Source organism: Caenispirillum bisanense, from assembly GCF_900230255.1.
GTDB classification, from domain to species: Bacteria; Pseudomonadota; Alphaproteobacteria; order Rhodospirillales; family Rhodospirillaceae; genus Caenispirillum; species Caenispirillum bisanense_A.
In genome coordinates, this window is record NZ_OCNJ01000002.1 from 477487 (window position 1) to 495868 (window position 18382).

The window sequence follows — 18382 nt, forward strand, 5'->3', positions numbered from 1 at the left end:
CACCGACCGTGACCACCGACCACATCGTCATCGGCGACCTGCGCCCGCGGGTGCAGTACGTCGCCGACGGAACGGTGCGCGACTTCGCGTATCCCTTCCCCATCTTCAAGACGGCCGACCTGGAGGTCTGGCTCGGCGAGGTGCGGGCCACCACCGGCTTCACCACCACCGGTGCCGGCAGCGACGGCGGCGGTACGGTCTCCTTCGGTGCCGCGCCCGCCGCCGGGACGCTGGTCACCCTGCGCCGCCGCCTGGCGGTGCAGCGGGTGAGCGACTTCCAGGAAGGCGGCGCCTTCCGCGCCAAGGTCGTCAACGACGAGCTGGACTACCAGACCGCCGTCCTGCAACAGCTGGAGGTGGACCTGTCGCGCGCCCTGCGCCTCGCGCCCACCGACCCGTCGACGGCGAGCCTGGTGCTGCCGCCGCCGCAGCCGGGCAAGGCCATCGGCTGGAACGCCGACGCCAGCGGCCTGACCAACGACCCGGCCGACTTCGCCCAGGCGCGCGCCGACGTGCAGGCGACCCTGACCGCCGCCCAGGCCGCCGCCGCCCAGGCCGCCACGTCCGCCCAGCAGGCGGCGGCGGCGACGGAGGCCATCCTCATCCCCACCGTCGACGCCCAGGAAGCCGCCCTCATGGCGCAGGCGGCGCGCGATGCCGCCCAGGCCGCCGGTGCGGCCGCCGCGACCGATGCCGCCGCCGCCGATGCCTCAGCCGCCGCGGTGGCGGGCGAGGCGGCGGCCACCGGCCAGTGGACGGCGGAGGCGCAGACGCTGGTCTGGCTCGCCGAGCGTAACGCCGCCGCCGTCGGCGATGCCGTCACGGCGGCGCAGGGGGCCCGTGCCGAGGCCCTGGGCGCCGCGGACGGCGCCCTGCTCGACCGCGTGGCGGCGGAGCGCGCTGCCGACCGTGCCGCGACCGCCGCCGCGACGGCCGCCGCCGCCCTCATCGGCACGCGGCCCGGCCAGGCGCTGCCGGAGTGGGCGCGCATCGACACGTAGGGTTCATCCACCGCACCGGCCCGATGGCATACAACCGGCGGGTGGGCGGCGCGTCCGCCGTCCGACCGACCGTTTACAGGGAGCCTGTGCATCGTGTTCGAGTCGTCGCCCGCCGCCCCCAGTCTCGCCGCCTCCGGCGCCACCGCCGAAAGCCGCCGCAAGTACCAGCGCATCGCCCCCGTCTACGACCTGCTCGACGCCGTCTACGAGCGGTCGTGGAAGGCGCGGCTGCGCCATGCCGCCTTCGCCGGCCTGACCGGGCGGGTGCTCGACGCCGGCGCCGGCACCGGCTGCAACATCCCCGCCTATCCGGCGGGGGCGCTGGTGACGGCGGTCGACCTCAGCCCCGCCATGCTCGACCGCGCCCGCCGCCGGGCGGAGCGGCTCGGCCGGGCGGTGAGCTTCCGCGAGGCCGACCTGACCGCCACCGGCCTGCCCGCCGGTTCCTTCGACGCCGCCGTCGCCACCTTCGTCTTCTGCGTCGTGCCGGAGGACGCGCAAGGCCCCGCCTGGGCCGAACTGGCGCGGCTCGTCCGGCCGGGCGGCGAGATCCGGGTGCTCGATTACGCCCGCTCGCGCAAACCGCTGGCGCGGGCGTGGGAAGACCTCATGGCGCCGTGGCTGAACTTCGCCTTCGCCGCCCGCTACACCGCCGCCTACGACCGTCACGCCGTGGCGGCCGGGCTGGAGCCGGTGGAGGACCGCTTCGTCGTCGGCGACGTCGTGCGCTTCCTGCGCTTCCGCGTTCCCGGCGGCTGACCCGACCGCCGCCCGGCCGCCGCCGGCCCCTCTCTCCAGGCCGCGCTCCCCACCGGGGGCGCGGCCTTCGCTTTTGCCGAAAGGACCCGCATCCCATGCCCCTGACCCTGCAGCATTACCCGGGCCTCGTGCTGGCCGCGCGGCCGGGCGTGGTGCCGGCGCGCCTCAGCCTGTCGCGCCCCTCGGTCGCCACCCGCGTCACCGCCCTCGGGCTGGTGGAGGAGGTGGCGGCCGACACCCTGCGCGACGACTACGACCTCGCCACCGGCGCCTACCTCGGCTGGTGCATCGAGGAGCCGCGCACCAACCTCGTCCGCCACGCCCGCGACCTCACCCAGGCGGTGTGGTCGAAGACCAATGCCGCCGTCACCAAGGACGCCACCGGCGCCGACGGCACCACCGGCGGCGCCTGCCGGGTGGCGGCGACTGCGGCCGGGGCGGTGGTGACGCAGCTGGTGACCGCCGCCACCGCCTGGCACTGCTTCGCCCTCGACCTGAAGCCGCTGACGGTCACCGGCGCCGTGTCCGTCACCGTCGACGGCGGCGCCACCTGGACCGACGTCACGGGCAAGCTGGTCGCCGGCCGCTTCACCCGCGTCGCCGTCGCTAAGTCGGTGAGCAACCCGGTGGTCGGCCTGCGCCTCTCCGCCGCCGGCGACAGCGTGGCCGCCGACTATGCCCAGTGCGAGGCCGGCGCCTACCCCACCAGCCGCATCGTCACCGCCGCCTCCACCGTCACCCGCCAGGGCGACGTGCTGACGGTGCCCGACCTGGCAGGCTTCTGGAACCGGGCGGAGGGCACGCTGGTGATCGACGCCCGCTGCTACGGCAGCGATCTGCCGACCTCGAGCCCGCGCCAGACCCTGCTGTCGGTGGGTGACACCTCGGCCGGCACCACGGCGGTGATCGAGCTACAGCGCCAGCCCGATTTCGCCTCGCGCCTCGGCTGGGGCTTCGGGACGCAGGTGGGCTATGCCGCCGGCGCCACCTCCAACGGCCTGTGGAGCGCCGAGGGCTATCGCCGGGTGGCGCTCGGCTGGACGGCGGGGCAGGGCGACCCGACGGTGGCGGTGGACGGCGCGACGTGGCGGCCGGCGCTCGCCGGCGGCGGCTTGGTGAACGCCATCGACGCCGCCGGCCGTACGCTGGCCATCGGCCACCAGCGGCGCGGCGGCGTGCAGCGCCACCTGTCGGGCCACGTGCGGCTGGTGCTGCACTACCCCCGCCGCCTGCCCGACGCGACGCTGCAGGAGCTGACGGCATGACCCTCGACGACCTCAAGGGCAGCCTCGCCGCCCGCCTGCCCGAGCGGGCGGCGGCGGCGGTGGCCGCCTACGACGCCTTTTCCGCCACCCCCGCCCCCGACGACGCCAAGGGTTTCGCCGCCCATCACGCCGCCTGCAAGGCCGCCCTCGCCCATGTGGAGGTGCTGGTCAAGCTGCTGCGCTGGGCGGCGCCGCCCGCAGTGCCCGCCGCCGCGGCGGGCGGGGCAGGGGGCGGCGACGACGATCTCGCCCGGCTCATCGCCGCCGCCCGCTCCGCCATGACCGAGGACGCCGATCCCGATGACGATTTCGCCCCCGACGACGACGACCGCGACGACTGAGACGGCGCCGCTCGACTTCCCCGAGTTCGCCTGGATCTGGAACCACGCCCTCGGCCTCACCACCCCCGTCCACCAGCGCCGCATGGCGCGGTGGCTGTCGGCGCGCTGGCGGCAGCACGAGCGCGAATGCCTGCTCATGGCCTTCCGCAACTCGGGCAAGTCGACGGTGGTCGGCCTGTTCTGCGCCTGGCTGCTGTGGCGCTGGCCGGACCTGCGCATCATGGTGCTGGCCGCCGACCATGCCCTCGCCAAGAAGATGGTGCGCAACGTCAAGCGCATCATCGAACACCACCCGCTCACCAAGGGCCTGAAGCCGCCGCGCCGCGACCAGTGGGCGGCGGACCAGTTCACCGTCAACCGGCCGGGCGAGCTGCGCGATCCCTCCATGCTGGCGCGCGGCATCGGCGGCAACATCACCGGCAGCCGCGCCGACGTGGTGGTGTGCGACGACGTGGAAGTGCCCAACACCTGCGACACCGCGCCCAAGCGCGCCGACCTGCGGGCGCGGCTGTCGGAACTGGATTACATCCTGGTGCCTGGCGGCATGCAGCTCTACGTCGGCACGCCGCACACCTTCTACACCATCTACGGCCGGGCGCCGCGGGCCGAGGCCGGCGAGTCGCGCCCCTTCCTCGACGGCTTCCACCGGCTGGAGATCCCGCTGGTCGACGGCCGCGGCCGCAGCGCCTGGCCGGAGCGTTTCCCGCCCGAGAAGATCGACGGCATCCGCCGCCGCACGGGCCCCAACAAGTTCCGCAGCCAGATGCTGCTGGAGCCGGTGAACATCGCCGACGGCCGCCTCGACCCCGACCGCCTGCGGCTCTACGACGACGAACTGGTCTATACCGAAGGCAACGGCGAGGCGACGCTCACCCTCGGCGGCCGGCGGCTGGTCTCGGCCTCGTGCTTCTGGGACCCGGCCTACGGGGCGCCCGGCAAGGGCGACGGCAGCGTCGTCGCCTGCGTCTTCACCGACGAGGACGGCGCCTATCACCTGCACCGCATCCGCTGGCTCGAACACGACCCGGCGGCGCTGGCCGGCGCCGGGGCGGGGGCGGGCGAGGACGAGGCGACGCAGCAGTGCCGCGCCGTCGCCGCCTTCCTGCGCGACAACCACCTGCCGTCGGTGCGGGTGGAAAGCAACGGCGTCGGCAAGTTCCTGCCCGGCCTGTTGCAGAAGGTGCTGGCCGAAGACGGCTTGCGCTGCGCCGTTGTGCCGACGGCATCCAGCCGCAACAAGGACGCCCGCATCATCGACGCCTTCGACGCCGTGCTGGCGGCCGGCGCCCTGTCGGCCCACCGCTCGGTGTGGACGACGCCCTTCGTCGCCGAAATGCGCGAGTGGCGTCCCGGCGGCGGCGGCCGCGACGACGGCCTGGACGCCGTCGCCGGCTGCCTCGCAGCCGAACCCGTCCGCCTCCCCCGCACCCCCGGCCCCACCGCCAAACGCCCCGGCGCCTGGCGCGGCGGCGGCGGGTGGAAGGCGGAGAGCGACTTCGGGGTGTAGGATGCTCTTCATCTCCCGCGATGATTTTGATAAAGGAGGAAACATGGTGCCAGGGGGTATCGTCACCCCTTGACGGGAGTTAACTCAGGAGTTAACTAGTGTTTGCGCGCGAGGTTGTGAACGGTCCCTGGAGGATCTGGGCGCTCGCCGACGAGGACGGCACCTGCCCCCTCGAGGAGTTCGTGAGCGGATTGCCGAAGTCCGAGCGGCGGAAGGTTCTGGCCATGCTGGATCACGTGGCGGAAGGCGGGACGCGGGCGCTGCCCTCGGACCGGTGCCATCAGATCGACGATGAACACCAGATCTACCAGTTCACGGCCGGGCAGGTCCGGATCCTCTGGTTCTATGACAGGGACAAGATCATCCTCTGCTCGCATGCATTCTTGAAGCGGACGAACAAGACGCCCAAGCGGGAACGGGAGCGCGCCGTCGCCGCCCGCAAGGCCTGCCGGGCGGGTTCCGTGACGTTGGTGAAGGAACACGAATGATGAAGAAGAAGGTCGGGTTCGCCGGACTCCTGGCAGACGCCCGGAATTCTCCCGAGTACAAGGCCGAGCGCCTCGCCCTGCAGTTCGCGGCGGAGCTCGAGCGGCTGATGGAGGAAAAGTCCATCACCCGCGCCCAGCTCGCCAAGAAGGCGGGGGTCTCCAAGGCCTACATAACCAAGCTGTTCAGCGGCGAGGGCAACTACACCCTGGAGACCATGGTCCGCTTCGCCGACGCCGTGGGTGCCGACCTGCATCAGCACCTGTGCGACGGCGGGCGGCGAATGCGGTGGCTCGAGTCCATTCCCGGCGGCCGCATGACCACGGTGCCGACACCCCTCGCCCGGAAGACGGTGGTTTCCCGCATGGACGAGAACGATGACGGCCTCACGTCTGCTGCTTGAGCATTATTTCGTCGAAGAACTGTCGGTGGCGGCGAACGTCGATGCCGACCCGGCCGTCTTCGCCGACTGGCGGCCGGAGCCGGCGACCGAGCGCGACTACGCCTCGTCACCCGACGACCCGCGGCTGCATCAGGTGCGCCTGACAGTCACGGTCGGTCACGACGACTCCGGCGCGGCGCCCTACCGGGTGCGGTTGGCCCTGCGCGGCATCTTCCGCATCGATCCGTCGGTGGAGGACAAGCGGCTGCGCGACGGCCTGCTGACCAACACCGCGCCGTCCATCCTGTACGGCGCCGCCCGCGAGGTGGTGCTGGCGACCACCGCCCGCGGCCCGTTCCCGCCTGTGCTGCTGCCGGCCGAAGTGTTCCCGCCCGAGGTGCTGGACGACGATGCCGAGCCGGCACCGCCGCCGGCCGAGCCGTCGCCGCCCGCCCGGCCCCGTCGCAAGCGGGCCAAGGCGTCCGACTGACGCCGCAGGGCACCCACAGATACCGCATCGCGCGGCCGATCCACCCGGATCGGCCGCTTTTCTTTTGCCCATGCCCCAACAGGAGACCCCCATGCCCTTCGACATCATGTGGTGGGTGTCGGCGGTGGAGTTGCCGGCGCTCGGCGGGCTGTTCTGGCTCGTCTGGCGCAATCGGCACGACGCCGACGATGCCGCTGAGGAGAACCGTCGCGCCTTCGAGCGCGGCCATGCCCAGCAGCGCGAGGCGCTGGCCGCCTACAAGCTGGAGGTGGCGCAGTCCTATGCCTCGCTCTCCCACCTGCGCGAGGTGGAAAAGCGCCTCACCGCCCATCTCGAACGCATCGAGCTGAAGCTCGATGGCGTGCAGCAGCAGGCCGTGCGGCCGGCGGGCGGGCGGGCATGAGCGGCGCCGCCAAGACCACGCCGCCCGTCCCGCCGCTGCCGGCGGACCTGCTCGCCGATCCGGTGGAGGTGCTGGCGCGCACCCTGTGGGGCGAGGCGCGCGGCGAGCCGGTGCGCGGGCAGGAGGCGGTGGCCGCCGTCGTGCTCAACCGTGTCGCCCGGGCGCAGGCGCGCGGCGGGCGGTGGTGGTGGGGCGCCAGCGTCACCGAGGTCTGCCTGAAGCCCTGGCAGTTCTCGTGCTGGAACGCCAACGACCCCAACCGGCCGCGGCTGCTCGCCCTGACGCCGCAGACCCGCGGCTTCGCCGGCGCCCTGCGCATCGCGCGCCGCGCCGTCGCCGGCAACCTGGCCGACCCGACCGACGGCGCCACCCACTACCACGCCCGCGGCATCCATCCGCCCTGGGCATGGCGGCTGGTGCCCTGCGCCGAGATCGGCCGCCATTTGTTCTACAATGACGTGGAGGTGCTGTGATGACCGCTCCCCTCTTGGGCTCGGACAGCCTGCCGCGGCTGCTCGACGCCGTCGACGCCGCCCGCGCGGCCGCCGCCGCCCTCGCCGAGGCCCGCGGTGCCGGGGGCGAGGCGGCGGCCGGGCCGTCGCAGGCGTCGCCGGGCGAGGACGCCTACGTGCGCCGCTGGCGGCCGACCTTCGGCTATGCGGTGGCGCTGAGCTGGCTGGTGATGATGCTGGCCGTCGCCTGGGTGGTGGTGCACGAGCCCGCCCGCGCGCCCGAAGTGATCGCGGCGCTGCTCGACACCACGCCCATCTGGGGCGGGGCACTGGCCGTGCTCGGCCTGTCGGTGGTCAAGCGCAGCCAGGACAAGCGCCTGCCCACGCCGACGCCGCCCGCCGTCGGCACGGCGCCGGAGACCCGGCCGGACGAGCAGGCGTGAACGCGAGCGGGGCGGCCCCATCCGTGGGGCCGCCCCGGCGTCTTTTCGCGTTGCGTCACCGGCGCGCTCAGGCGGCGGCGTTGGCCTCGTGCTGGGTCAGCAGGGCATAGAGCCCCTCGGCGCTGTCGGTGCCGCGCAGCTTCTCGCAGATGGACCGGTCGCGCAGCAGGCGCGAGATGCGGGCCAGCGCCTTCAGGTGGTCGGCGCCCGCCGTTTCCGGCGCGAGCAGCAGGAACAGCAGGTCGACGGGCTGTTCGTCGATGCTGTCGAAGTCGATGGGGCGCTCCAGGCGCGCGAACAGGCCGTGCAGCCGGTCGAGCTGCGGCAGCTTGCCGTGCGGGATGGCGATCCCGTTGCCGACGCCGGTCGTTCCCAGGCGCTCGCGTTCGAGAAGCGTGTCGAAGATGGCGCGTTCGTGCAGCCCGGTCAGTTCCGCGGCGTGCTTCGCGATCTCCTGCAGCGCCTGCTTCTTGCTCGTCGCCTTCAGGCTGGGAATGACGGCTTCGGGGCTGAGCAGATCGGAGATCTCCATGCCGGTCCCTCGTCGAAAAAACTCGGTGTGACAATTACAAGTCAGGGCCGATGCGGCCATATGCAAGTGCCGCGTCGTCGCCCCGGCTTCGCTCTGGTCGCCGCGGACATCCATCCGGCGGAGCGACCGCCCTGCACGTGTCGGCCGGGGGGCGAAGACACGATTGCGCGGGGACGTGGTCAAGGCGCGGGAAGGTAGGCCTTCGGCGCCTGCAAGTCAAGCCGTCCGCAAGTCCGTCCGGCGAAAGTTCTACGCCTTCCGGAAGACCTCACGCCTGGGTAAGTTTCATTCGTTTTTCGCGACGCCGCTGAACGGAAGACGCGATCTTCATTCCCTCCCGATACTTGGCAACGGTCCGGCGGGCGATGTCGATGCCCTCCTTTTTCAACAACGCCACGAGGGTGTCGTCGGACAGCACGTCGTCGGCGCTCTCGGCGTCGATGAGCGCGCGGATCCGGTGGCGTACCGCCTCGGCCGAATGGGCTTCGCCGTCGGCCCCGGCGATGGCCTGGGTGAAGAAGTATTTCAGCTCGAAGATGCCGCGCGGCGTGGCGATGTACTTGTTGGAGGTCACACGGCTGACCGTGCTCTCGTGCATCTCGATGGCCGTCGCGATGTCGCGCAGGATGAGCGGGCGCAGGGCGGAAATGCCGTGGACGAAGAAGGCGTCCTGCTGGCGCACGATTTCCACCGCCACCTTCAGGATGGTGTTGGCGCGCTGGTCCAGCGCCTTGACGAGCCAGCTCGCCGTCTGGAAGTTCTCGGCGACGAAACCCTTGTCTTCCTTGCTGCGGGCTGCCTTGGAGACCAGCGCATAGTAGCGGTGGTTGACCAGCACGCGGGGCAGCGCGTCGGTGTTCAGCTCCACGTGCCAGCCGCCGTCGGGGGCCGGGCGCATGAGCACGTCGGGCACCACCGGCTGCGCCGGCACGTCGGTGAAGCGCAGCGCCGGGCGCGGGTCGCAGGCGCGGATCTCGGCCACCATCTCGGCCAGGTCCTCGGCATCGACGCCGCAGACCTTCAAAAGCTGCGGCACGTCGCGCCGGGCCAGCAGGTCCAGGTTGGCGAGCAGCGCCTGCATGCAGGGGTCCAGCCGGTCCTTCTCGCGCAGTTGCAGGGCGAGGCATTCGGACAGGTCGCGGGCGAACAGGCCGGGCGGGTCGAAGCGCTGCAGGCGGTCGAGCACGCGGCGCACCCGCTCGACGGGGGCGCCCATGGCCTCGGCCATTTCCTCGACGGTGACCGTCAGGTAGCCGTTGTCGTCCAGGCTGTCGATGAAGGCCTGGCCGATGAGGCGGTCGGCGCCCTCGGGCACGTCGCAGGCCAGCTGGTCGACCAGGTGGTCGCGCAGGGAGACGCCGCCGGCGAGCGTGTTCTCGTAGCCGCCGTCCTCGTCCATGAAATCGCGCCGGCCGCCCGACCCGACGTTGGACCAGTCGTCGGCGAAGCCTTCGGCACCGGCCGCCGCCACGCCTTCCGGGGCGGCGGGGCCCGATTCGTATTCCTGGGCGTCGTAGGAATTGTCGATCTCGACGTCGAGCGGCGCCTCCGATCCGGCGCGGCCGTCGGGGCTGTCGACCAGCACGCCTTCGCCGGCGTCGCGGCGGTCGTCGTAGCGATCCTCGCCGGCCCCGGCGACGTCGCGCGGCTCCGCCCGTTCGAGCAGCGGATTGCGTTCCAGTTCCTGCTCGACGTAGGCCGTCAGCTCGATGTTGCTCAACTGCAGCAGCTTGATCGCCTGCTGCAGCTGCGGCGTCATGACCAGCGACTGGGTCTGGCGGAGGTGGAGGCTGGGGGCGAGGACCATGGTGCCGCGGTCGCTCCCGGACCTACAGGCTGAACTTTTCGCCGAGGTACACCCGGCGGACGCCCTCGTGCGTCACGATGTCGCCGGGCGTGCCCTCCATCATCACCTTGCCCTCGTGCAGGATGTAGGCGCGGTCGATGATGTCGAGGGTCTCGCGGACGTTGTGGTCGGTGATGAGCACGCCGATGCCGCGGTTCTTCAGGTGCGCCACCAGGTCGCGGATTTCGCCGACGGCGATGGGGTCGATGCCGGCCAGCGGTTCGTCCAGCAGCACGAAATGCGGGTTGGTGGCGAGCGTGCGGGCGATCTCGACGCGGCGGCGCTCGCCGCCCGACAGCGACAGGGCGGAGGCGCGGCGCAGGTGGGCGATGGAGAATTCGGCGAGCAGGCTCTCCATGCGGTGCTCGCGCTCTTCCTCGTCGTCGGTCGCCACTTCCAGCACGGCGCGCAGGTTCTGTTCCACCGTCATGCCGCGGAAGATGCTGGCTTCCTGCGGCAGGTAGCCGATGCCCTGGCGGGCGCGGCGGTACATGGGCAGGCGGGTGACGTCCTGGCCGTCCAGCTTGATGGCGCCGGCGTCGGGGGTGATGAGACCGGTGACGCAGTAGAAGCAGGTGGTCTTGCCGGCGCCGTTGGGGCCGAGCAGGCCGACCGCCTCGCCGCGCTGCACGCCGAGCGAGACGTCGCGCAGCACCGGGCGGCCCTTGTAGCGCTTGCCGATGTGTTCGACGGTCAGGCCGCCGCCGCCCTGCAGAACGCGGAGCGACCCGTCGCCGCGGTCGGCGGCGGGGGCGGCGGTGTCTGCGGTGTCGACGGATCGAAGCGCCATGCTGAAACCTTGTCCTCTCTGCCGCACACTCTCGCGCCGGCCGACCGGCGGCCTACTGGCCCTGGCCGTCGCCGGAATTCTTGGGCACCAGCAGACCGCGGGCCATGCCGCCGGACCCGCTGTGCAGGGTGCTGACGTTGGTGTTCAGGTTGCTCGTGGCGCGGTCGCCCTGCAGCACGCTCTTGCCCTGGGTGATCTTAACCGAACCTTCCATCTCGGCGATACCGGTTTTGGCATTGTAATTGCCTTGGTCGCCTTCGATGCGCTCCTTCGGGGTGGTGATGACCACGTCACCGTCGGCATAGATGCGGTCGAGCTCGCTGTCGCCGGCCAGGCTGTCGGTGTTCTTGGCGGCGGTCTTCTGCGGCTTGGCGCCGGCTTCCGGGTCGACGAAGAAGGCGGTCAGGCGGTCGGCGGCGATGCGGCGGTCGCCGCGCACGGCGACGGCGTCGCCCTCGGCCACGGCCTTGCGGTCGCGCTCGTAGTAGCGGATTTCCTTCTCTGCCGTCACCGTGTCGGTCGGCGTCACCAGCTTGGCCGGCCCGCCCCACAGGGTGAGCAGGGCGTCGTCGATGGTGTAGACGGCGCGGGTGCCGGTGGCGGTTTCCTGCGGGCTCTTGATGACCACGCTGCCCTCGGCGGTGAGGCGGTAGACCTCGGTGCCGCCGCCCTGGTCTTCCGGCAGCTCGCGGTAGTCGGCGACCAGGGTGTCGGCGAAGACCTGGGTGGTGCCGCGGGTGGCGACGGCGTTGCCGCGGGCGATGAACTTCTTGTCGTTCTGCAGCCACTCGATGCCGTCGTCGGCCACCACCTCGATGGGAACGGTGCCGACGCGACCCTGCTGGTCGGCGCCGCCGGCCGCCGGGCCGCCCGTGGCGAGGTCGATGGTCTGGGCGACGGCGGCGCCCGTGGCCGCACCCTGCGCCGCGGCGAAGGCCGCCGTCAGCGCCAGCGCCAGCAGCGCCGTCCGCGTGTTCCCCTGCATGGTCCTCATCGTCCTTCCTGGGCCTCCACGCCGGTCAGCACCAGCTTGGACTTGCCGGTGACCTTGAAGCGCTTGCCCTTGTCCGTCAGTTCGAAGCCTTCGCCGGTGAACCAGCCGAAGGACCCGGCGCCCTGCACGGGCTCGTCCCCGGTGGCGTCGCCGGCTTCGACGTCGATGGTCGCCGTGGAGGTGTGGAATTCGTTGCCTTCGTCCTGGAAGACGTTGACGTTGCCGGTCAGCAGCAGCGTCTTGCCCGTCTTGTCGTAGATGCCGGTGTCGCCGTTGAGCATGACCCAGCCGTCTTCCAGCGTCATGTCGGCCTTGGGGTTGTCGAGCTGCACGCGGTCCTCGGGCAGTTCCACCGCGCGGGCGGCGGTGACGGCGTAGGGCCGGTTCTTCTCGTCGGTGCCGAAGTAGCGGGCGTTGATCATCTCGATCTGGTCGACGCTGGCGCCCTTGAGGCTCGCGAACTTGACGCGGAATTCCTCTTCCACCGTCTGCAGCTGCGGCCAGATGGCGACCAGCACCACCAGCAGCACGGCGATGCCCATGAGGCCGACCTTCATCAGCCGCACGAAGCGGCTGTAGCCGCTGCCGTGGCGCTGCCCTCGGCGCGGCCGCGGCGCCCCGTCCGCCGCCCGCAGCGGACCCGGCCGCACCGGGCCGCCGTGGTCCGCAGCCGCCATCATGCCACCCCCGCCCGCAGGCAGTCGTGGATGTGGACGAGGCCGACGGGCTTGCCGTCCTCGACGACGAACAGGCTGGTCACCGCCAGCGTGTTGAGGATGCGCAGGGCCTCCGCCGCCAGGGCGGAGGGGCGGATGCTCTTGGGCTGGCGCGTCATCACCGACTCCACCGTCTGGCCGAGCAGGTCGTCGCCCATGTGGCGGCGCAGGTCGCCGTCGGTGACGATGCCGATCAGTGCGCCGGCGCCGTCGACCACGCCGACGCAGCCGAAGGACTTGGCGCTCATCTCGACGATGGCCTCGCTCATGGGCCGGTCGGGGGTGACGAGGGGCAGGCGCTCGCCGGCGTGCATCAGGTCCTTGACCGTCAGCAGGCGGCGGCCGAGCTGGCCGCCCGGATGGAAGATCTGGAAGTCGGCCGCCGTGAAGCCCTTGCGCTCCAGCAGGCAGACCGCCAGCGCATCACCCAGCGCCAGCATCATGGTGGTGGAGGTGGTGGGCGCGAGGCCGAGCGGGCAGGCCTCGTTCACCCGCGGCAGCACCAGCGCCACGTCGGCCTGCTCGGCGAGAGTCGAGCCGGCGCGGCCGGTCATCCCGACCAGCGGGATGCCGAAGCGGCGGGTATAGGCGATGAGGTCGGCCAGCTCCGGCGTCTCGCCCGAGTTGGACAAGGCGATGACGGCGTCGGCGCGGGTGATCATGCCCATGTCGCCGTGGCTGGCTTCCGCCGGGTGGACGAACTGCGCCGGGCGGCCGGTGGAGGCGAGCGTCGCGGCGATCTTGCGCGCCACGTGGCCGCTCTTGCCCATGCCGGAAACGATGATGCGGCCCTCGGCGGCGTCGAGCAGGGGCACGGCGGCGGCGAAGGCGTCGCCGAGCGAGTCGGCCAGCGCCGTCAGACCTTCGGCCTCCAGCGCCAGCACGCGGCGCGCGGACGTGACGTCCGGGGAGTCGAGGCGGGCGGCGGCGGGTTCGGCGATGGACACGGTGTGCTCTCTCTTCCTCTGTCGCGCCCGCCAGGAGTCCCGGCGGAACGGCTGCGGCACCGGCGGGGCGTCGCCGCCGCGGCGCCGGGCCGTACGCCGGCCACGACGCAGGGGCTGCGCGCCGCCCGGGAAGACCGCGCAACCCTACGCGCGCGGCCCGGGGGCGTCAATGTCGTGGGGCGGAATAAAGGAACGATGGACGCCCCTGTCAATCAGTGGGCGAAGATGTCCACTTCGTCCCACCCCGCCAGGTCGAGAGCGGCGCGGGTCGGCAGGAAGGCGAAGCACTGTTCGGCCAGATCGCCGCGGCCTTCGCGGGCGAGCAGGACCTGCAGGGCGGCGCGCAGGCGGTGGAGGTGGAGCACGTCCTGCGCGGCATAGGCCAGCTGCTGTTCGGTCAGGGTCTCGGCGCCCCAGTCCGACGTCTGCTGTTCCTTGGAGATCTCGACGCCGATCACGTCGCGGCTCAGGTCCTTCAGGCCGTGGCGGTCGGTGTTGGTGCGCGCGAGCTTCGACGCGATCTTGGTGCACCACACGGGGGCGCACACGACGCCGAGCGAGCGGCGGATCATGGCGAGGTCGAAGCGGGCGAAGTGGAAGATCTTCAGCACCGCCGGGTCGGCCAGGAGGCGCTTCAGGTTGGGGCAGTCGTAGTCGCGGGTCAGCTGCACCACGTGCGCCGTCCCGTCGCCGGACGACAGCTGCACCACGCACAGGCGGTCGCGCACGAGCGACAGGCCCATGGTCTCGGTGTCGACGGCGACGGCGTCGCCGAAGGTCAGGTCGGCCGGGATGTCGCCATGATGCAGGGTGATGGACATGCGAAAACCGCCTTCCGCCTGAGCGCCGAGGACGCTGGGCCGGGAAAGCGGCGGGCGCCGTGAGCGCGTCTGTTGAGGGATGCGCTGTAGCGCGAACTCGCGACTATCAGAAGATGGTGCCCAGGAGAAGACTCGAACTTCCACGACCTTTCGGCCACAGGTACCTGAAACCTGCGCGTCTACCAATTCCGCCACCTGGGCAGGTGGAACGAACGTCTTGTACTCTGCGAACCCTTTGATCGTCAAGCGTTTTTTGCCGCTTCGTCCGGTCCGTCGGGCTCGCTGCGTCCGTCGGAGGCCCGGTATGTACTCAGATCCGGAGCGGCCGTCAACACGAAAATGCAAAAAATCTTCGCCGGGCCGATTTTCCACCGCTCCACCCGCCCGTCCCGTCCGTAGAAGGAGAAGACCGGGCGCGCGCGGCGCGTCCACGCGGGCGCGCAAAATGCGGCGGCAAAGACACCGGTCCGGTTGCGTATTCCCGCGCGCTGTGCGACCTTCCGGGCCACTTGGCACCCGCCCGGAGTGGTGGGGGCCGATCGGGCGTAGTGCGGCGCGCATCTCCCGGCGCCGGCATATGGAGATCTCAGCGATGACGAAGCCTCGTCTGGTCACGGTGTTCGGCGGCTCCGGCTTCATCGGGCGCCATCTGGTCAAGCGCCTGGTGGCGCGGGGCGATCGGGTGCGCGTCGCCGTGCGCGACACCGAGAAGGCCGCGTTCCTGAAGCCCATGGGCGATCTCGGCCAGATCAGTTTCGTGCCGGCCTCGGTGCTGGACGACGCCTCGGTGGCGCGCGCCGTCGCCGGTGCCGACGCGGTGGTCAACCTGGTCGGCATCCTGGCCGAGAGCGGCAAGGCGACCTTCCAGCGCATCCACGTCGAGGGCGCCGAGCGCGTCGCCAAGGCCGCCGCCGCGGCCGGCGTCGGCCGTCTGGTGCAGATGTCGGCGCTGGGTGCCGACGAAACCAGCGACGCCGTCTACGCCCGCACCAAGGCGCAGGGCGAGGCCGCCGTGCGCGCCGCCTTCCCCGGCGCCACCGTGTTCCGCCCGAGCGTGGTGTTCGGCCCCGAGGACGGCTTCTTCAACCTGTTCGCCGCCATCGCCCGCTTCTCGCCGGTGCTGCCGTTCTTCACGCAGACCGCTCCGGCCCTGAAGCGCGACGCTGCCGGCCGGCCGCAGATCGATCTGGTCGGCGACGGCGGTCCCAAGTTCCAGCCGGTCTACGTCGGCGACGTGGCGGAAGCTATCCTTCGCAGCCTGGAGCCGGAGGCGCCGACGGGCGTCACCTACGAGCTGGGCGGCGACGAGGTGCTGTCCATGCGCGACGTCATGAAGCTCGTCGCCCATGAAACGCGCCGCAGCCGCCTGATCGTCCCCCTGCCCATGTGGGTGGCCGACGTGGAGGCGACCTTCCTGCAGATGCTGCCGAAGCCGCTGCTGACCCGCGACCAGGTGAAGCTGCTGCGCCGCGACAACGTGGTGTCCGGCGCCCTGCCGGGCCTGCGCGACCTGGGCGTGACCCCGACGACGGTGGAGGCCATCGTGCCGACCTACCTCGTGCGCTTCCGCACCATGCACAAGCAGATCATCCTGCGCGACCCGCACCGCACCGACCGCTGACGCGGCGGCACGACCGGGCGCAAACGACGAAGGGGCGGCCTCGCGGTCGCCCCTTTTTCCGTCAGCCCGCGAAGGGATGCCGCTCGCGCCAGTGGCGGGCGATGTCGATGCGGCGGGTGACCCACACCTCGTCGTGGGCCGCCACATGGTCGAGGAACCGCCGCAGCCCGGCGATGCGCCCCGGCCGCCCGGCGAGTCGGCAGTGCAGGCCGACCGACATCATCTTCGGCCGGTCCTCGCCTTCGGCATAGAGCGTGTCGAAGGCGTCGCGCAGGTAGGTGTAGAAATCCTCGCCGGTGCCGAGCCCGTGCAGGGTGGCGAACTTCATGTCGTTGTTGTCGAGGGTATAGGGCACGATCAGCTGCGGCCGTCCCTCCACCACCTCCCAATAGGGCAGGTCGTCGGCGTAGCTGTCGGCGTCGTAGAGGAAGCCGCCTTCTTCGGCCACCAGCCGGCGGGTATTGGGGCTGACGCGCCCGGTGTACCAGCCGAGCGGACGGGTGCCGGTGACGCGGGTGTGGATCTCGATGGCGCGGCGCATGTGCTCGCGCTCCACGTCCTCGGGGATCTTCTGGTAGTCGATCCAGCGCCAGCCGTGGCTGGCGATCTCGTGCCCGGCTTCCAGCATGGCGGCGGCGGCGTCGGGGTGGCGTTCCAGGGCCATGGCGACGGCATAGACGGTGACGGGCATGCGGTAGGCTTCGAACAGCCGCATCAGCCGCCAGAAGCCGGCGCGGCTGCCGTATTCGTACATGCTCTCGACCTGGATGTTGCGCTCGCCCGCCAGCGGCGCGAGGCCCGGCACCTCCTGCAGGTAGGCTTCGGCGGCGGCGTCGCCGTGCAGCAGGCAGGCCTCGCCGCCTTCCTCGTAGTTGAGCACGATCTGCAGCGCTACGCGGGCACCATTCGGCCAGTCGGCGTGCGGCGGCGTGCGGCCGTAGCCGATCAGGTCGCGCGGATAGGGCGTGGTGGTCATTGCGCGGCGGCTCCTTCCGTGCCGGTGAGCCAGCGGCCGAGCAAGGCGCGCTCCTCCGGCTGCATGGCGGTGACGTTGCCGAGCGGCATGGCGTCGGAGTGGATGGCCTGCTGCAGAACCGGCCCGGCCCACTGGCGCAGATCCGCGGCGGTTTCCAGCACGATGCCCTTGGGCGGCGCGTCGAAGCCTTCGAAGGTGGGCGCGGCGGCGTGGCAGGCGGTACAGCGGGCCTCGACGATGGCGAGCGCCACCGGCGCAAGCGGATCGGCCTCCGCACTCGTCTCGGCGACGGCGGGCGCCGGGGCGAGGGAGCGGGTGGCGGCCGTCGCCACCATCACCGCCACCAGGGCGGCACCGGCGGCGGGCAGCATCCACGGCCGCATGCGCCCGGTGTGGCGCAGCACGAAGGCATGGCGCACCAGCGCACCGACCGCCCCGATCGCCAGCAGCAGCGCCCAGGAATAGGGGTGGCCGTAAAGCGCCGGGTAGTGGTTGGAGATCATGAGGAACAGCACCGGCAGCGTGAAATAGGTGTTGTGGACGCTGCGCTGCTTGCCCTTCAGGCCCCACACGGGGTCCGGCACCTCGCCCTTGCGCATGGCGGCGACCATGCGGCGCTGGTTCGGGATGATGACGAAGAACACGTTGCCGACCATGATGGTGCCGAGCGTCGCGCCGACGTGCAGGAAGGCCGCCCGCCCCGCCAGCACCTGCGTCAGCACCACCGTCAGCACCGTCACCAGCACCACGACGCCCACCGCCAGCAGCCGGTCGTCGCGGCCGAGCGGGCTGCGGCACATGAGGTCGTAGGCGAGCCAGCCGCCCGCCAGCGACGCCAGCCCGACGGCCACCCCGCCGCCCCAGCCGAGCGCACTGCCCGGCGGCAGCATGGCGGCGGCGCCGGTCAGGTAGTAGACGACGAACAGCAGCGCCATGCCCGACAGCCAGGTGGAATAGGCCTCCCACTTGAACCAGTGCAGGTGCTCCGGCAGGCCGGGCGGCGCCACCTTGTACTTCTTGGCGTGGTAGAAGCCGCCGCCGTGGACCATCCAGATCTCGCCGTGCAGGCGCTTGCGCTCGGGGTCGTCGGCGGTCGGCTCCAGGCTGTTGTCCTGCCACACGAAGTAGAAGGAACTGCCGATCCAGGCGATGCCGACGATCAGGTGTATCCAACGGCCGACCAGGTTCAGCCAGTCCATCAGGGCGAGGTCCATGGGCGCCTCAGCTGCCGCGGTAGGTGGAGAACGACCACGGCGACAGCAGCAGCGGCACGTGGTAGTGGGCTTCCGGGTTGGAGATGCCGAAACGCAGCGGCACCCGGTCGAGGAAGGGCGGCGCCGCGGTCGGGCGCGAGGCGCGGGCGAAGTAGACGCCGCACTCGAACACCCATTCGTAGGTGCCCGCCGTCATCGCCTCGCCCGCCAGCGCCGGGGCGTCGAGGCGGCCGTCGTCGTTGGTGACGAAGGAACCGACCCGTTCGCGCGCCTCGCCGTCGAGCCGCCACAGGGTCACCGGCAGCCCGCCGGCCGGGCAGCCGGCGGCGGTGTCGAGCACGTGGGTGGTCAGCTTGCCGGTCGCCGCGGGCTGCACCAGGCCGAGCAGGCGCATCC

Annotated in this window: 22 protein-coding genes and 1 tRNA gene; 12 read left to right on the forward strand and 11 right to left on the reverse strand. The window is 71.7% G+C overall.

Annotation, left to right across the window (positions count from 1 at the left end; translation table 11 throughout):
• The first annotated feature begins 8 nt into the window (after nt 1-8).
• The 11 genes from CRP50_RS06795 to CRP50_RS06845 all read left to right on the forward strand — a co-directional run bounded on the left by CRP50_RS06795 (nt 9) and on the right by CRP50_RS06845 (nt 7529).
• Complete coding sequence (locus CRP50_RS06795) at nt 9-1001, forward strand: phage tail fiber protein (protein WP_097278222.1); 993 nt, start codon at nt 9-11, stop codon at nt 999-1001.
• A 93-nt stretch (nt 1002-1094) separates the two neighbouring features.
• Nucleotides 1095-1760, forward strand: a complete 666-nt coding sequence (locus CRP50_RS06800) for a class I SAM-dependent methyltransferase (RefSeq protein WP_245913389.1) — start codon at nt 1095-1097, stop codon at nt 1758-1760.
• Between the two features lie 95 nt (nt 1761-1855).
• Nucleotides 1856-3025 (forward strand): phage head spike fiber domain-containing protein, encoded by a 1170-nt coding sequence (locus CRP50_RS06805; protein ID WP_097278224.1) that lies wholly within the window; start codon nt 1856-1858, stop codon nt 3023-3025.
• Nucleotides 3022-3366 carry a hypothetical protein gene (locus tag CRP50_RS26315; RefSeq protein ID WP_097278225.1) on the forward strand — a complete coding sequence of 115 codons (345 nt, stop codon included), beginning with the start codon at nt 3022-3024 and terminating at the stop codon, nt 3364-3366. The genes CRP50_RS06805 and CRP50_RS26315 overlap by 4 nt, the downstream gene beginning before the upstream one ends.
• Nucleotides 3326-4873 (forward strand): phage terminase large subunit, encoded by a 1548-nt coding sequence (gene terL, locus CRP50_RS06815; protein WP_097278226.1) that lies wholly within the window; start codon nt 3326-3328, stop codon nt 4871-4873. The genes CRP50_RS26315 and terL overlap by 41 nt, the downstream gene beginning before the upstream one ends.
• Nucleotides 4874-4971: 98 nt before the next feature.
• Entirely contained in the window at nt 4972-5361 is a 390-nt protein-coding gene (locus tag CRP50_RS06820; protein ID WP_097278227.1) for a type II toxin-antitoxin system RelE/ParE family toxin, read from the forward strand.
• Entirely contained in the window at nt 5358-5762 is a 405-nt protein-coding gene (locus tag CRP50_RS06825) for a helix-turn-helix domain-containing protein (RefSeq protein ID WP_097278228.1), read from the forward strand. Before CRP50_RS06820 ends, CRP50_RS06825 begins: the two co-directional genes overlap by 4 nt.
• Entirely contained in the window at nt 5737-6231 is a 495-nt protein-coding gene (locus tag CRP50_RS06830; RefSeq protein ID WP_097278229.1) for a protein-export chaperone SecB, read from the forward strand. Before CRP50_RS06825 ends, CRP50_RS06830 begins: the two co-directional genes overlap by 26 nt.
• Nucleotides 6232-6322: 91 nt before the next feature.
• The gene (locus tag CRP50_RS06835) at nt 6323-6634 is read left to right on the forward strand and encodes a hypothetical protein (protein ID WP_097278230.1); all 312 of its coding nucleotides are present in this window, start codon (nt 6323-6325) and stop codon (nt 6632-6634) included.
• Nucleotides 6631-7107, forward strand: a complete 477-nt coding sequence (locus CRP50_RS06840; protein WP_097278231.1) for a cell wall hydrolase — start codon at nt 6631-6633, stop codon at nt 7105-7107. Before CRP50_RS06835 ends, CRP50_RS06840 begins: the two co-directional genes overlap by 4 nt.
• On the forward strand, nt 7107-7529 hold the full coding sequence (locus CRP50_RS06845) for a 3TM-type holin (RefSeq protein ID WP_097278232.1): 423 nt from the start codon (nt 7107-7109) through the stop codon (nt 7527-7529). The genes CRP50_RS06840 and CRP50_RS06845 overlap by 1 nt, the downstream gene beginning before the upstream one ends.
• 67 nt (nt 7530-7596) lie before the next feature.
• Here the strand turns inward: CRP50_RS06845 and ptsN are convergent, their stop codons facing one another.
• From ptsN to CRP50_RS06885, 8 genes are all read right to left on the reverse strand, one after another.
• Nucleotides 7597-8061 carry a PTS IIA-like nitrogen regulatory protein PtsN gene (gene ptsN, locus CRP50_RS06850; protein ID WP_097278233.1) on the reverse strand — a complete coding sequence of 155 codons (465 nt, stop codon included), beginning with the start codon at nt 8059-8061 and terminating at the stop codon, nt 7597-7599.
• A 268-nt stretch (nt 8062-8329) separates the two neighbouring features.
• Entirely contained in the window at nt 8330-9868 is a 1539-nt protein-coding gene (rpoN, locus tag CRP50_RS06855; RefSeq protein ID WP_097278234.1) for an RNA polymerase factor sigma-54, read from the reverse strand.
• Nucleotides 9869-9890: 22 nt separating this feature from the next.
• Entirely contained in the window at nt 9891-10697 is an 807-nt protein-coding gene (lptB, locus tag CRP50_RS06860) for an LPS export ABC transporter ATP-binding protein (RefSeq protein ID WP_097278235.1), read from the reverse strand.
• Nucleotides 10698-10749: 52 nt separating this feature from the next.
• Nucleotides 10750-11682, reverse strand: coding sequence for an LptA/OstA family protein (locus tag CRP50_RS06865; RefSeq protein ID WP_101613961.1), 933 nt, complete (start codon nt 11680-11682; stop codon nt 10750-10752).
• A 5-nt stretch (nt 11683-11687) separates the two neighbouring features.
• Nucleotides 11688-12371: an LPS export ABC transporter periplasmic protein LptC gene (gene lptC / locus CRP50_RS06870; protein WP_097278237.1), complete on the reverse strand. Its 684-nt coding sequence runs from the start codon at nt 12369-12371 to the stop codon at nt 11688-11690.
• Nucleotides 12368-13354, reverse strand: a complete 987-nt coding sequence (locus CRP50_RS06875; RefSeq protein ID WP_097278238.1) for a KpsF/GutQ family sugar-phosphate isomerase — start codon at nt 13352-13354, stop codon at nt 12368-12370. The genes lptC and CRP50_RS06875 overlap by 4 nt, the downstream gene beginning before the upstream one ends.
• Before the next feature lie 212 nt (nt 13355-13566).
• Nucleotides 13567-14175: a ribonuclease D gene (locus CRP50_RS06880; RefSeq protein WP_097278239.1), complete on the reverse strand. Its 609-nt coding sequence runs from the start codon at nt 14173-14175 to the stop codon at nt 13567-13569.
• A 114-nt stretch (nt 14176-14289) separates the two neighbouring features.
• Nucleotides 14290-14376, reverse strand: a tRNA-Leu gene (locus CRP50_RS06885).
• 391 nt (nt 14377-14767) lie between these two features.
• Between CRP50_RS06885 and CRP50_RS06890 the strand changes: the two genes are divergently transcribed.
• The gene (locus CRP50_RS06890) at nt 14768-15796 is read left to right on the forward strand and encodes a complex I NDUFA9 subunit family protein (protein WP_097278240.1); all 1029 of its coding nucleotides are present in this window, start codon (nt 14768-14770) and stop codon (nt 15794-15796) included.
• Between the two features lie 61 nt (nt 15797-15857).
• Here the strand turns inward: CRP50_RS06890 and puuE are convergent, their stop codons facing one another.
• From puuE to uraH, 3 genes are read right to left on the reverse strand one after another with little or no spacing between them, the layout of a single operon-like run.
• Complete coding sequence (gene puuE / locus CRP50_RS06895; protein ID WP_097278241.1) at nt 15858-16772, reverse strand: allantoinase PuuE; 915 nt, start codon at nt 16770-16772, stop codon at nt 15858-15860.
• Nucleotides 16769-17986, reverse strand: a complete 1218-nt coding sequence (locus CRP50_RS06900) for a urate hydroxylase PuuD (RefSeq protein ID WP_097278242.1) — start codon at nt 17984-17986, stop codon at nt 16769-16771. The genes puuE and CRP50_RS06900 overlap by 4 nt, the downstream gene beginning before the upstream one ends.
• Before the next feature lie 7 nt (nt 17987-17993).
• Entirely contained in the window at nt 17994-18380 is a 387-nt protein-coding gene (gene uraH, locus CRP50_RS26465) for a hydroxyisourate hydrolase (RefSeq protein WP_217992009.1), read from the reverse strand.
• Between the last annotated feature and the right edge of the window lie 2 nt (nt 18381-18382).

What these genes read in the sequence shown, in the direction of transcription:
- CRP50_RS06805 (WP_097278224.1), top strand. Translation starts at nt 1,856, where the DNA reads ATGCCCCTGACCCTGCAGCATTACCCGGGCCTCGTGCTGGCCGCGCGG.
- CRP50_RS26315 (WP_097278225.1), top strand. Translation starts at nt 3,022, where the DNA reads ATGACCCTCGACGACCTCAAGGGCAGCCTCGCCGCCCGCCTGCCCGAG.
- terL (WP_097278226.1), top strand. Translation starts at nt 3,326, where the DNA reads ATGACGATTTCGCCCCCGACGACGACGACCGCGACGACTGAGACGGCG.
- CRP50_RS06825 (WP_097278228.1), top strand. Translation starts at nt 5,358, where the DNA reads ATGATGAAGAAGAAGGTCGGGTTCGCCGGACTCCTGGCAGACGCCCGG.
- CRP50_RS06830 (WP_097278229.1), top strand. Translation starts at nt 5,737, where the DNA reads ATGACGGCCTCACGTCTGCTGCTTGAGCATTATTTCGTCGAAGAACTG.
- CRP50_RS06835 (WP_097278230.1), top strand. Translation starts at nt 6,323, where the DNA reads ATGCCCTTCGACATCATGTGGTGGGTGTCGGCGGTGGAGTTGCCGGCG.
- CRP50_RS06840 (WP_097278231.1), top strand. Translation starts at nt 6,631, where the DNA reads ATGAGCGGCGCCGCCAAGACCACGCCGCCCGTCCCGCCGCTGCCGGCG.
- CRP50_RS06845 (WP_097278232.1), top strand. Translation starts at nt 7,107, where the DNA reads ATGACCGCTCCCCTCTTGGGCTCGGACAGCCTGCCGCGGCTGCTCGAC.
- ptsN (WP_097278233.1), bottom strand. Translation starts at nt 8,061, where the DNA reads ATGGAGATCTCCGATCTGCTCAGCCCCGAAGCCGTCATTCCCAGCCTG.
- rpoN (WP_097278234.1), bottom strand. Translation starts at nt 9,868, where the DNA reads ATGGTCCTCGCCCCCAGCCTCCACCTCCGCCAGACCCAGTCGCTGGTC.
- lptB (WP_097278235.1), bottom strand. Translation starts at nt 10,697, where the DNA reads ATGGCGCTTCGATCCGTCGACACCGCAGACACCGCCGCCCCCGCCGCC.
- CRP50_RS06865 (WP_101613961.1), bottom strand. Translation starts at nt 11,682, where the DNA reads ATGCAGGGGAACACGCGGACGGCGCTGCTGGCGCTGGCGCTGACGGCG.
- lptC (WP_097278237.1), bottom strand. Translation starts at nt 12,371, where the DNA reads ATGATGGCGGCTGCGGACCACGGCGGCCCGGTGCGGCCGGGTCCGCTG.
- CRP50_RS06880 (WP_097278239.1), bottom strand. Translation starts at nt 14,175, where the DNA reads ATGTCCATCACCCTGCATCATGGCGACATCCCGGCCGACCTGACCTTC.
- CRP50_RS06890 (WP_097278240.1), top strand. Translation starts at nt 14,768, where the DNA reads ATGACGAAGCCTCGTCTGGTCACGGTGTTCGGCGGCTCCGGCTTCATC.
- puuE (WP_097278241.1), bottom strand. Translation starts at nt 16,772, where the DNA reads ATGACCACCACGCCCTATCCGCGCGACCTGATCGGCTACGGCCGCACG.
- CRP50_RS06900 (WP_097278242.1), bottom strand. Translation starts at nt 17,986, where the DNA reads ATGGACCTCGCCCTGATGGACTGGCTGAACCTGGTCGGCCGTTGGATA.
- uraH (WP_217992009.1), bottom strand. Translation starts at nt 18,380, where the DNA reads ATGCGCCTGCTCGGCCTGGTGCAGCCCGCGGCGACCGGCAAGCTGACC.